Source organism: Ochrobactrum sp. C6C9 (assembly GCF_022627935.1).
Taxonomy (GTDB): Bacteria; Pseudomonadota; Alphaproteobacteria; order Rhizobiales; family Rhizobiaceae; genus Brucella; species Brucella teleogrylli.
The window spans coordinates 1-13,281 of sequence record NZ_JABXGB010000001.1; the positions used below are offsets into that span (position 1 = coordinate 1).

A 13,281-nucleotide genomic window follows, 5' to 3' on the forward strand; every position below is an offset into this window, starting at 1 on the left:
CCTGTTCCCAGCATTTAAGCTGAAGTCAGGCGGAAATTCCACTTATCCTAGCTGTGCAGATTTCCCGAGCCAGCTCTAACCTCAACCAATTGATTTAACTGGCAAATATGCATATGATCACGATGGCTTCACCCTACAAGTGCCGCCGGGAAGCGTTGGAGAAGAATACAAAAAGGTTGTTTTCTGGATCAATAGTCGTACTGCGGATAACTCTCAGGAGAATATAGTAATCACGAGCTACGAGGAAGCCGTCGACGGTTCGGTTGTTGTTCCGTTCAAATATCTTACGCCAGACATTGATGGGCAGCCTTCGAACATCTTTTCCTATATGCTCGTGAACACTACCGGCGCTGGCTTCCAGACAAGGCCCGTATTACCGGAGGTAATTAGCTCGGCCCCGAATCATCCCGCTCCGGGCGTGACTCGAACACTGGCGGCTCCATATCTGCGACAGCATGCTAGCATAATTAATTTCCCTGATATCGTTGACGGATTGGATATCTTTGTGGATATCGACTCTGATAAAACATTAATTGGAAAAACAATCACCCTGATCCTTTACCTAAACAAAAAGGGTGGTGGATATGGAAATAGATTACAACAAAGAAGGAAAATAGCCGGAAGCGACATCAATAACAAGCAATTAGTATTTAATTTTGCTTTCGATGACGTTAAAGGATACGATAAAGGAACGCTGGAGTCCGACTATAATATAGATGATACTTGGTCGAAAGCCTTTGGCCCCATCGAGATTGATACCGTCGAACCCTAATAGTAGCGAGTTCAATATCGGTGTCGTTGTTAGCACGGCGGCACCGATAAGAAAGAAGACGATTTCGCGGCGATGTATATGCCCGCCTCCACAACATTTTAAAACGTGGACACTGGCTGAAATCGCTGAAGCGATTATGGAGTGCTTGAGGTGTCGGCTTAGAAAACAGAACAGCTGTCCGCCGAGCTTTAGTTAGGGCTCATCGACTAAAGCACCTATACAAATGTCAGATCAACGCAGCCGCGCACTTTTTTGGCCTCGGCCACTTATCATCAGCTTCATGTCAATGAAAATTAATTGAATTAAAGCTAGAGCGCGTCCATTGAACGCGGAATCGCGTTGGGGATTCCCTTGGTCGCCGAATTCTGATTCCATCGCTCCGACGGGTGATTTGGTTGGAGGCAATATGACCCGGGCTTTCAGTGATGATCTGCGTAGCCGCGTTCTGGCTGCGTCACGGGATGGCATGTCGGCGCGTTCAGCGGCAGCCCGATTTGGGATTGGGATTTCAACAGCCATCGCCTGGATTGCGAGTGCGCGGGCAGGTCTGTTGGCCCCGGCGAAGCAGGGCAGACGCGGCGGCTCACGCCTGGATCCTCACGAGGGCTTCATCTTCGGCATGATCGAAGAGGCGAAGGACATCACGCTCAACGAGATGGTCCGGCGATTGCATGAGGAGAGAGCCGTATCGATCGGCCGCAGTGCGCTTGACGTCTGGCTGCGAAAGCGCGACTGGACTTTCAAAAAAGGACCGCACATGCATTGGAGCAGGACCGTCCTGACCTGCTGAAGCATCGCCAGGACTGGTTCGACGGCCAGCTCGATCTCGATCCAGCGCGCCTCGTCTTCATTGATGAAACCAGCCTGAGCACGAAGATGTCCCGGCTTCGCGGGCGCCCCCCTTGCGGAGATCGATGCCGTTCACCGGTCCCAAACGGCCATTGGAAGACAACGACATTTACCGGTGCACTCAGACTATCCGGCATGACATGGCCCTCGACGGCGCGATGAACGGCGTCCCATTCCAGGCCTATGTCGAACAGGTTCTCATTCCAACCTTGGTGACCGGCGACATCGTCATCATGGACAACCTGCCGTCACATAAGGCGCAGGGCGTGCGTCTTGCAATCGAAGGTGCTGGGTGCCGCTTGCTCTACCTTCCTCCATACAGTCCAGACTTCAACCCCATCGAGAAGGCCTTCGCCAAGCTCAAGGCCGTCTTGCGCGCCAAAGCCGAGCGGACCGTCCAGGGCTTATGGAATACTGTCGGCCAGATCGTCACGCTGTTCGAACCACAAGAATCCGCAAACTACTTCAAATCCTGCGGATATAACCCCGAGTAAAGTGGACGCGCGCTAATTTAGCTGAATTTCATTTAAATATACAGCCAATTGAATTAAAATTGTTCCCATCGGTATTAAAATCTTGAAAAAAAGAGAGTAATATGATGAAATTGTTTCAGTAAAACTGAATACAATACACTACTAAATTTCACACGAGCATAAACAAAACATTCTTATTGGGTGTCTGCAATGAAATGGGAACAAATTTATGAATCTATGCAATCCGCTGATGATGCTGGGCAGCTTCTGGAGCACATAGACAACTATGCCAAACAGCGCGGGTTCGCACATGTGTCCTATATCATGCGCGTTCCACTGCTCAATGGCGTGGTGAAATGGCTCAGCTTCGGCTCTCTGCCGCAAGAGTGGGTAGATCATTACGCTTCAAAAAAATATGCGGAGGAAGATCCGCTTATTCGTAAAGCATTAAACAGCATCGAGCCGCTGGTCTGGTCGGCGAAACTATACGCCGAGGCGCCTCAAATCTGGACGGATGCGCAGAGTTTCGGCTTCAAGGTTGGTATTTCGCAGCCTTGCTGGGCCGCGCAGGGCGTATTCGGCATGCTGTCTTTCATCAGAAGCGATCCGCCGTTAGCTTCCGGCGAAATCGCCACGTTGCGTCGTCAGATGCAGATTTCGGCCAATTTGCTTCATCTGTCCATGTATGAACATCTTGATGTTCCAACCATGAACTGCGTTTCCGAAGTGAACCTGACGGCGCGTGAAAGGGAAATCCTGCACTGGGCCAGCGAGGGCAAAACATCGGAAATCATCGGCGCAATTCTCAATATCTCAACCCGTACCGTGAATTTCCATATCAGCAACGTGCTGACCAAACTTGTTGCGGTGAATAAAGTTCAGGCGGTCGCGAAAGCCCGCACCTTCGGCCTTCTCTAATCTTATTCTATCCCCTCAGTCTTTCGGCGGCTTGGCCCGAAGGACAAATCCAAAATTTCCCCCCAAATTTTGAAAGAATATCTGTAGACGAATAGAGCAGGTTTTGCCGCCTGCAAATCCTCCGCGCGCCCCCCTGGCAATTCGCTGAACCTACAGATCAATCATCCTTTCGATCCCGATAGCATCCAGAAACGCCTGATCGTGGCTGACGACAAGCAGTCCGCCTTCATAGTCGTTCAGCGCTACCTCCAGCGCCTCGATGGAATCCAGATCGAGATGATTGGTCGGCTCATCCAGGATCAGTAGTTCCGGCTTCTGCGTTCCACCCAACACACAGGCCAGTGCTGCGCGCAGTAATTCACCGCCGCTCAGTTCTCCGGCAAGCCGGGACGAAGCTTCGCCGCGAAATGAAAAACGCGCCAGCGCTGCGCGGGCATCATTGTCATTCGCATCCGGATTGAGATGCCGGAAGTTCTCATAAAGCGTGGCTTTGCGGTCCATCAAGCTCATCTGCTGGTCGAACATAGCGATCGGCACGAAACACTGCACGCGCCCCGCAACCGGCAGCAATTCCCCCGTGACAAGCCGCAGCAGTGATGTCTTGCCCGCGCCATTCGCACCGCGTATGGCAATGCGCTCCGGTCCGACAATCTTCATCGAAAAATCGCGTATGACGGGCGTGTCCGGTCGCGGCCCGCCCGACACGCTCTCCATTTGCAGAAGGACGCGCCCGGAAGGAAGCGCCTCGCGCTCGACGCTGAAGCGCATCGGCTTGACTGTTTCGACCAGCGTTTCAGCTTCTCTCAGTTGCGCCGCAGCCTTCTCCATATTGCGATCCGCAAGCGCCTGACCTTTGCCGCCGGTCTTCTGCGCCCGATCCTCACGCGCATCGAGTGTCATTTTGCTTATGCCGCTATCGGCACGTGAATTACGTCCACGTGAATCACTGCGTGCCTGACGTTCGGCTGCGTCCTGCGCCTTGCGTTGAACCTGTTTCACATCGCGCTGGGCAAGCTGAAGATTGCGAGCTGCGTTGTCCCGTTCTTCCTGCTTCTTGTCGTGATAAAAATCCCAGTTGCCGCCATAAAGATGCAGGCCACCTTGTGAAAGTTCGGCAATGCCATCCATGTTTCGCAACAAGGCGCGATCATGGCTAACGACAATTGCTGCCCCGCGCCACTCTGCCAGCATAGTCATCACGGCCAGACGGCCATCATGATCGAGGTTGTTAGTCGGCTCATCCAGAAGAATGATATCAGGCTGATGGAAAAGAAGGGCGGCGAGAGCGGCGCGCGTCCGCTGCCCACCGCTGAGCGTTGCAAGGGGTGTCTGCGGTTCAAGCGTCAGCCCGAAGCGCTGCAAGGCATCGGCAAAGTGCTGCGGCAACAGCCAGTCCGCTTGTTCAAAGTCGTTATCCGACCCCAGCCCGGCTTCAATGCGCGAAAGCATGGTGAACGCTGCGGAAAGGTCGAACAGATCGGCCAGCGCTCGCCCGCCGTCAGTCACAATATTCTGTTGCAGAACACCGAGCCTGCCGTTGCGCGTGACCGCGCCGGAAGTCGGCGCCATGGCGCCGCTCATGATATTGAGAAGCGTGGATTTACCCGCACCATTGCGCCCGACAAGCCCAATACGGCCTTCGGTCACGCTGAAATTGACGGATTCGAAAAGCGTGCGGCCATCAGCCGTGATGCAGGAAACGTCCTGAAGTGTGAGAGGAGCAGTCATTGCGAACCATGGAAACATTGAAAACACTGGTTGGTTGATACAGTGCTGCCTGATCCATCGTTCTTCTCTCCTTGTTTAGACTGCTCCCAATATAGGGACTGTTACGAAATCAATCCAGATCAAATGTCGCGATAACAGGGACGTGATCTGACGGCCGCTCCCAGCCGCGCGCATCGCGCAAGATTTGCAAGCCCTTCATATGGACCTCCAGATCAGCGGAACCCCAGATATGGTCGAGGCGGCGACCACGATCCGATTCATCCCAATCCTTGGCGCGATAACTCCACCAGGTATAGATTTTCTGATCCGCTGGAATGATCTGGCGCATGAGGTCGCTCCAGCCGCCCTTGACGCGCAGGTCTTCCAGCGTCTCGGTCTCGATCGGCGTATGGCTGACGATCTTCAAAAGCTGCTTATGCGACCAGACATCGTTTTCCAGCGGCGCGATGTTGAGATCGCCCACCAGGATCGACGACAATCCGTCCTGCCTGTCCGCCACAATGGCCCGCATTTCTTCCAGAAAGCCGAGCTTATGGGCAAATTTCGGATTGATTGCCGGGTCCGGCTCATCGCCGCCGGCTGGCACGTAGAAATTATGGATGCGGAGCTTCTTGTTTCCAGCTTCGACGACAGCACTCAAATGGCGGCAATCGCCCATATCGCAAAAGCCGATCTTCTCGACGCCGGACAACGGACGGCGCGAGATGGTCGCAACGCCGTGATAGCCCTTCTGGCCGCTGATCGCGATATGCTCATAGCCGAGCGCGCGAAACCCCTTGGAGGGGAACTGATCGTCCGGGCACTTGGTTTCCTGAAGACACAAAACATCGGGCTGATAGTCGCGCAGAAACTGCTCGACCAGCGGCATGCGCAGGCGCACGGAGTTGATGTTCCAGGTAGCAACGGAAAAAGCCATGGGGGAAGGACTCGCAGCAACGAAAAAGATGCCGCGAACCTAACCATTTATCGCGCAAATGCAAACGGCTTGCAGACCATAAACTGGCGATTACGGACGCTTGCGCTTCATGGCGATGCGCTGATAGTCGATCTTGAACATGTCGTCGGTGAAGCGCACACCGCTGCGCACGTTGAAGATCATCACCGTGGTATCGAGCTTCTGGGCGTCGGTGATGGTCCACTGCTTCAGCTCATAGGACTTCGGATCGAACATCATGGTGATTTTCGAATCGCCGAAGATCGACTTGTCGCCGAGCACCAGCGTGGTCATGTCCGGTTCCTGCTTCACGTTCTGCAAACGACCGCCGCCGAGATCGATGCGATCCGCCAGCAACAGCTTGAGCGGCGTCTTGGAAAGCGGATAGAGATCCCACGTATCCAGCTTGCGATTGTTGATAACGACGGACTCGCCGTCGGCAATTACACGGATTGGCGAGTTGTTGTAGTTGAAGCGGATCTTGCCCGGACGCTCGATATAGAAAGTGCCGCCGGTCTGGTCGCCTTTCGGCCCGAACTGCACGAACTCACCCGTCATGGTGCGTACCGATGAAAAATGGTCGGCAATCTGCTGCGCCGCCGCACCGCTGCCTGCGCCCTGCGCCATCGCAGCAACAGGTGCCAGAACAAGCGATGATACGCCAAGACCAAGCGCTCCCATTCCCAGCACGGCGGCAAGACGGCCAGCTTTTACCAAGGCTGAAAAACGGGAGAACATCATCAATATACTTTCTCTTTTCATCATTCTGTTTAACTACGCCGCCAGTTTGGCGCGAGTATGGCGCGCTGCTGCACTCGGCTTAGAAGTCATCGTCACCGGTCGGCACCAGAATTTCGCGCTTGCCGGCATGGTTGGCGGGACCGACAATCCCTTCGTCTTCCATACGCTCGATAATCGAGGCAGCGCGGTTATAACCAATGCCGAGACGACGCTGGATATAGGACGTGGAAGCCTTCTTGTCGCGAAGCACTACGGCAACGGCCTGATCATAAGGATCGTCGGAGTCTTCCAGATTGGAGGTTCCAGCCGGTCCGCTGCCGCCCTCGTCATCCTCTTCATCCTCAGTGATGGCATCCAGATATTCCGGCACGCCCTGAAGCTTCAGATGCTGCACGATGCGCTCCACTTCGTCGTCGCCGACGAAAGGCCCGTGCACGCGCTGGATGCGACCGCCGCCCGCCATGAAGAGCATGTCGCCCTGACCGAGCAGCTGTTCAGCGCCCTGCTCGCCCAATATAGTGCGGCTGTCGATCTTCGACGTCACCTGGAAGGAAATACGGGTCGGGAAGTTGGCCTTGATCGTGCCGGTGATGACATCCACCGACGGACGCTGCGTCGCCATGATGACATGGATACCGGCGGCACGCGCCATCTGCGCCAGACGCTGCACCGCACCTTCGATATCCTTACCTGCGACCATCATCAGGTCGGCCATTTCGTCGATGATCACGACGATATAGGGCATTGGTGCCAAATCCAGCTCTTCGGTCTCGTAGATCGCTTCGCCGGTATTGCGGTCGAAGCCGGTCTGCACGGTGCGCGCAATCGGTTCGCCCTTCTTTTGCGCCAGACCCACCCGCTGGTTGAAACCGTCAATATTGCGAACACCGACCTTCGACATTTTGCGATAGCGGTCTTCCATTTCGCGCACGGTCCATTTGAGCGCGACAACCGCCTTCTTCGGATCGGTCACAACGGGCGTCAACAGATGCGGAATGCCGTCATAGACGGAAAGTTCCAGCATCTTCGGGTCGATCATGATCAGGCGGCATTCCTGCGGCGTCATGCGATAGAGCAGCGACAGTATCATCGTGTTGATCGCCACCGACTTGCCGGAGCCGGTCGTACCGGCAACGAGGACGTGCGGCATCTTCGCGATATCGGCAATCACCGGCTCGCCATTGATGGTCTTGCCGAGCGCCAATGCCAGCTTCGCCTTGGAATGTTCGAAGTCGCGGCTGGCCAGCATTTCGCGCAGATAAACCATTTCGCGCTTCGGGTTCGGCAATTCGATGCCGATGGCGTTGCGGCCCGGAATAACGGCAACACGCGCCGCAATCGCGCTCATCGAACGGGCGATATCGTCGGCAAGGCCGATCACGCGGGAAGACTTGATGCCCGGCGCTGGCTCCAGTTCATAAAGCGTGACCACCGGTCCGGGTTTCACATTGATGATTTCGCCGCGCACGCCGAAATCTTCCAGCACGCCTTCAAGCAGACGGGCATTCTGCTCCAGCGCATCCTTCGACAGAGCGGGATCACGTTGAACAAGCTTTGGTTCGGCGAGGAAATGCAGCGATGGCATTTCAAACACGCCCTTGTCCTTGAGGAACGACGGCTGCGCCTCACGCTGTGCGCGAGCGCCCGGCTTGGGCGACGGCGCGGCCTGTTCGACACGCGCCTTGCGGCTGCGTGCTGGCGGCGCATCGTGCCATTCCTGACCGGCCAGCGGCACGTCGTCCATGCCGTCATCCATCGGATCATCCATGTGGAACGGCGCTTCGTCCGCCGACGGCCCACCGAAGCCCGGCTCACGACGTCTGCCCGCTTCCGCACCGTTACGCGTTTCGGCACTGCGGCGCACGGCGCGCATGTCGCCGAAATCCTCGTCGCGGGACTGGCGGCGACCAAGCCCGGTCAGACGCTTGAAGTTGGCTGTCGTTGTCAGCACGAGATGGGTCAGCGCACCAATGAACTGGAAGCCGCCGCCTGCGGTTTCCTCGTCATCCTCATCGATGAAATCTTCCTCCGCCCGTCCGCGCTGCACGGGCTGAACCGGATTGATGATGCCACGGCCAATAATGCCGCTTGCAAAAAGGCAGAGCCACAAAGCGGGAACGGCGAGAACCAATGCAATGGCCGAAGCGATTGCGCCCTGCGGGAACTGGCCAAGGAACAGGCCGGGCAGGCGCAGCACCATATCGCCAAACACACCGCCAAGACCGATCGGCATCGGCCAGCTTTCCGGCACGGCAAAGCAGCTTGCAATGCCGGCAAACAGAAGGGCAGCGCCGATCCAGGCAAAGCTGCGCTTGGCAACGCGGCCAATACCGCCGCGCGTCATCATCAGAAGCGACCACACGACCAGCGGCAACAATGCAGGAACGCTCGCCAGACCAAAAAACTGCATGGCGAGATCAGAGAAGACAGCGCCCGGATAGCCAAGCGCATTGGTCACCGGATTGTCGGTTGCATGGCTGAAGCTTGGATCAGCCACATTCCAAGTGGCCAGTGCACCAACTGCCATTGCCGTCAGCGACAGAAGCGCCAGACCGAACAATATATAGAACTGCCTGCGGAAGATATTGGTCAGGCGGAGCCTGTCTTCCGTAATCCGCTCGTCACGCAGCGGGTATGAGGGCGAATATCCTTGCCGCATATAGCCAGTCCCGAACCGAAATTTCTGCTGTCGCCCATAACGGAATAGCTATGGGCAGAATGAATCGGTCCGATCCTAATCCGGCGATGGTTAATTCCCCATTAACCATGGGTTTTCTTCTTATAAATGAAAAAAGGCGCGGTTTCCCGCGCCTTTCTCCTTCTTGGGAGAATTGTTCTTACTGAACAGATTCGCCGTGCAAAGAGATATCCAGGCCTTCGATTTCAGCCTGCTTGCTTGGACGCAGTCCCATCACGGCCTTGATCACATAAAGGATGATGGCCGTCGCGACTGCGGTATAGACGATGGTGATTGCCGCACCGAAGAACTGCTTGCCCATGGAAGCACCTTCGCCGAGCGAATTGATGGTGGTGTCTGCGAAGAAACCGGTCAAAATCGCACCCACGAAACCACCGACGCCATGGACGCCGAACGCATCGAGCGAGTCGTCGTAGCCGAGCGCATGCTTGATCTTGACGGCTGCGACGTAGCAGATCGCACCGGCCACGATGCCGATGATGAGCGCGCCCATCGGATTGACGAAACCGGCAGCAGGCGTGACGGCGACCAGACCGGCCACAGCACCCGAAATAATGCCAAGCACGCTTGGCTTACCCGCAATTGCCCATTCCACGAACATCCAGGCCAGAGCCGCACCGGCGGTCGCAACCTGCGTGTTGAGCATGGCGACACCGGCGAGAGCATTCGCACCGACAGCCGAACCGGCATTGAAGCCGAACCAGCCCACCCACAGAAGGGCAGCGCCGATGACCGAGAGAACGAGATTGTGCGGCGCCATGTTGGTGTGACCATAGCCGTCGCGCTTGCCAAGGATGAGTGCAGCCACCAGACCGGCAACACCAGCATTGATGTGAACGACCGTACCGCCGGCGAAATCAAGCACGCCGTCCGACGCGAGGAAACCGCCGCCCCAGACCCAGTGCGCGACCGGGATATAGACGATGAACAGCCACAGGGTCAGGAAGACCAGCATGGACGAAAACTTCATGCGTTCAGCAAACGCGCCGGCGATCAGCGCGGGCGTGATGATCGCAAAGGTCATCTGGAAAGTGATGAAGACATATTCCGGAATGGTGCCGGTCAGCGATTCCATCGTGACGCCGGAGAAGAAAGCCTTGGAAAGACCACCGATATAAGCGTTCGACGAACCACCGTCGGTGAAAGCGAGCGAATAGCCGGCGACCATCCACAAAACCGACATGAGGCAGGTGATGGCAAAGCTCTGCATCACGGTGGACAGCACGTTCTTCTTGCGCACCATGCCGCCATAGAACAGCGCAAGGCCCGGGATGGTCATCATCAACACGAGCGCGGTTGACGTCAGCATCCAGGCCGTATCGCCCGTATCGAGAGTGGGCGTGGGAGCCGCAGCAGGCGCTGCGTCCTGTGCCATCGCCATTCCAGCCATGGCGACCAGCGCAGGCAAAGAGGCCAAAAGAGCTGCTGGCTTGATTCTTCCTGTTATGAGCATCGAATATCTCCGTCGAATGGCGGTTTCAAACGCGTATGCGCTGGAAAGACCGGTTCGAACCAAGAGAAACAAAAATCGTGCCAGTTGCAGAAAGGCGCGGCGCAAAATGTGATTTTTTTGTGAAGCGGGTCGTTGCGGCTTCCGGCAGCCCCGCAAAGCCGGGCTTTTTGTGCCGGAGGTTTAGGCAAATTCAGGCTAAGTGATTCTAGCGATTCATCTTTTCAGCGCCATGCCCGAGCGCTGAACTTGGCTGAAAACCGTCGAATTGCATAATATTTATACAGAAGGCATTGGTGTGGTTAATATTTAATCATTCTTTGTTTTCATGCACACGAATTAGTCCTTCCTGTGCAACGGAAGCCACCAGAATGCCGTCGCGCGTATAAAGCGAACCGCGATTGAACCCGCGCGCGCCCGAAGCGCTCGGTGTGTCCTGCGTATAAAGCAGCCAGTCATTCAGCTTGAACGGACGATGGAACCACATCGCATGATCGAGGCTTGCCGCCTGAAGATCGCGGTCGAAAATCGAACGCCCATGCGGATGCAGCGATGTGTCGAGAAGCGTCATGTCGGAGAGATAAGCGAGGATTGCCGCCTGAAGCGCGCGATTATCAGGAACAATACCATTTGCGCGCACCCAGACATGCTGCGCAGGCTCCAGCTTCTCCCGCGAGAAATAATGCGTCAGCTGCACCGGCTTGATCTCGATGGGACGCTCCTGTTCCCAATATCTGCGAACATTGGCCGGAGCGAGATGCAGATATTGCTCCTTGATGTCGCGGTCGCCCAGCAATTGCTCCGGCATCGGCAAGCCTTCCGGCATGGCGATCTGGTGGTCCAGACCGCCCTCATCCACCTGAAACGACGCCGACAGCGTGAAGATGGCCTTGCCGTGCTGCTTGGCCAGCACGCGGCGGGTGTTGAAGCTGGAACCGTCGCGAATGCGATCCACCTCATAGATGATCGGAATCGCCGGATCGCCGGGACGCACAAAATATCCATGCAGCGAATGCACATGCCGCGCAGGCTCCACGGTGCGCTGCGCCGCGATCAGCGCCTGGCCGATCACCTGACCGCCGAACACGCGCTGCCAACCCACTTGCGGGCTGTTGCCGCGAAACAGGTCCATCTCCAGCGTTTCCAGATCGAGTATCGACAGCAGCTGCCGCATGGAAGCCGTCTGGCCTGCGCTCTCATCTGAGACAGATGTAAGATCGGACTGCTGATATTCGGACTTTTCGCGATCGGACATGGACAGCCTGGCTCCTGCGACCATATATGAAGCTAATAAACTTGAGGCTCATGTTTGTTCCTGCCGGTCGAAATCTGTCAAGTGGCCCGGAGGCTTTTCGGATTCGGTCGGTGTGCCTCACAGTGCCGCGGCAAAATATCGGCTTCACTCTTGCCGTATTTGTGCCAGAAGCGCACAAGCATGGTATAGGCTTTCCGAAAAGGACGAACCGATGGCTGCGACTTCCAGACAGACAAGCACCCGCAACACCGACCTGCTGATCGCCGGTGGCGGTTATGTTGGCCTCGTCACGGCGGTTGCGGTCAAGTCGGCGGCGCCACATCTTTCCGTCACCGTTGTCGATGGCGCGCCCGCCGGTTCGTGGAAAACCGACCCACGCGCCTCGTCCATCGCGGCTGCCGCATCACGCATGCTCGATAAGCTCGGCTGCTGGCAGCAAATCGTGCCTGATGCGCAGCCAATCACCGAAATGGTCATCACCGATTCGCGTGTGTCCGACCCGGTGCGACCTGTTTTCCTGACCTTTGCCGGCGATGTGGACCCCGGCGAGCCTTTCGCCCATATGGTTGAAAACCGCATTCTCAATACTGCCCTGCACAACAAGGCCGATGCGCTGGGCATTAACTTCCTCGAAGCAACCAGCGTGAATGGCTTCGAAACCAAGCCGGAAACCGTTACCGTTTCGCTTTCCAATGGCGACGCCATCGAGACCCGCCTTCTGATTGCCGCCGACGGTGCGCGCTCCCGTCTGCGCGATCAGGCGGGCATCAAGACCGTCAACTGGGACTATGGCCAGTCGGGCATCGTCTGCAACGTATCCCACGAAAAGCCGCATGGCGGACGCGCCGACGAGCATTTCCTGCCTGCCGGACCCTTTGCCATTCTGCCGCTCAAGGGCAATCGCAGCTCGCTGGTGTGGACCGAACGCACCGCTGACGCCGACCGGCTGATCCGCGAAGATGATTTCGTTTTCGAAGCCGAACTGGAACAGCGCTTCGGGCATCGTCTCGGCGCGCTGCATGTCGAAGGCCCGCGCCGCGCCTTCCCGCTTGGCCTGACGCTGGCGCGCGAATTCGTGAAACCGCGCTTTGCCCTTGTCGGCGATGCGGCGCATCGCATCCACCCGATCGCGGGACAGGGCCTCAATCTCGGTTTCCGCGATGCTGCTGCCATTGCCGAGGTTATCGTCGAAACGGATCGCCTCGGCCTCGATATCGGATCGTTCGCCGCCCTTGAACGTTACCAGTCCTGGCGTCGCTTTGACACGGTGCAGATGGGCGTGACTACCGATGTTCTCACCAAGCTGTTTTCCAACGACAATCCGGCCATCCGCTCCATTCGCGATATCGGCCTTGGTCTCGTGGATCGCGTCCCGAGCCTGAAATCCTTCTTCATCAAGCAGGCAGCCGGATTGTCCGGCGATACGCCCCGCCTTCTGAAAGGGCAGCCGATCTGACCGCCGC

General features: G+C 56.6%; 9 protein-coding genes and 1 pseudogene. 4 read left to right on the forward strand and 6 right to left on the reverse strand.

Going from position 1 to position 13,281, the window contains the following annotated elements; all coding sequences use genetic code 11:
* Positions 1–139: 139 nt before the first annotated feature.
* The 3 genes and pseudogenes from HWD97_RS00005 (at position 140) to HWD97_RS00015 (ending at position 3,012) form a co-directional block, all read left to right on the forward strand.
* Positions 140–772, forward strand: a complete 633-nt coding sequence (locus HWD97_RS00005) for a hypothetical protein (RefSeq protein WP_371834564.1) — start codon at positions 140–142, stop codon at positions 770–772.
* A 406-nt stretch (positions 773–1,178) separates the two neighbouring features.
* Positions 1,179–2,115 (forward strand): annotated as a pseudogene (locus HWD97_RS00010) (IS630 family transposase).
* 189 nt (positions 2,116–2,304) lie between these two features.
* Complete coding sequence (locus HWD97_RS00015) at positions 2,305–3,012, forward strand: LuxR family transcriptional regulator (RefSeq protein WP_109369941.1); 708 nt, start codon at positions 2,305–2,307, stop codon at positions 3,010–3,012.
* Between the two features lie 150 nt (positions 3,013–3,162).
* On the opposite strand, the gene HWD97_RS00020 is transcribed toward HWD97_RS00015, so the two are convergent.
* From HWD97_RS00020 to tesB, 6 genes are all read right to left on the reverse strand, one after another.
* Positions 3,163–4,740 (reverse strand): ABC-F family ATP-binding cassette domain-containing protein, encoded by a 1,578-nt coding sequence (locus HWD97_RS00020; protein WP_124915126.1) that lies wholly within the window; start codon positions 4,738–4,740, stop codon positions 3,163–3,165.
* Between the two features lie 109 nt (positions 4,741–4,849).
* Positions 4,850–5,656, reverse strand: a complete 807-nt coding sequence (gene xth / locus HWD97_RS00025; RefSeq protein ID WP_109369942.1) for an exodeoxyribonuclease III — start codon at positions 5,654–5,656, stop codon at positions 4,850–4,852.
* Positions 5,657–5,746: 90 nt separating this feature from the next.
* On the reverse strand, positions 5,747–6,415 hold the full coding sequence (locus HWD97_RS00030; RefSeq protein WP_181376106.1) for an outer membrane lipoprotein carrier protein LolA: 669 nt from the start codon (positions 6,413–6,415) through the stop codon (positions 5,747–5,749).
* Positions 6,416–6,494: 79 nt separating this feature from the next.
* Positions 6,495–9,074: a DNA translocase FtsK gene (locus tag HWD97_RS00035; protein WP_124915127.1), complete on the reverse strand. Its 2,580-nt coding sequence runs from the start codon at positions 9,072–9,074 to the stop codon at positions 6,495–6,497.
* Between the two features lie 178 nt (positions 9,075–9,252).
* Positions 9,253–10,566 carry an ammonium transporter gene (locus HWD97_RS00040; RefSeq protein ID WP_121536776.1) on the reverse strand — a complete coding sequence of 438 codons (1,314 nt, stop codon included), beginning with the start codon at positions 10,564–10,566 and terminating at the stop codon, positions 9,253–9,255.
* Positions 10,567–10,876: 310 nt separating this feature from the next.
* On the reverse strand, positions 10,877–11,737 hold the full coding sequence (gene tesB, locus HWD97_RS00045; RefSeq protein WP_235942808.1) for an acyl-CoA thioesterase II: 861 nt from the start codon (positions 11,735–11,737) through the stop codon (positions 10,877–10,879).
* A 292-nt stretch (positions 11,738–12,029) separates the two neighbouring features.
* Between tesB and HWD97_RS00050 the strand changes: the two genes are divergently transcribed.
* Complete coding sequence (locus tag HWD97_RS00050; protein WP_371834565.1) at positions 12,030–13,274, forward strand: ubiquinone biosynthesis hydroxylase; 1,245 nt, start codon at positions 12,030–12,032, stop codon at positions 13,272–13,274.
* The last annotated feature ends 7 nt before the right edge of the window (positions 13,275–13,281 follow it).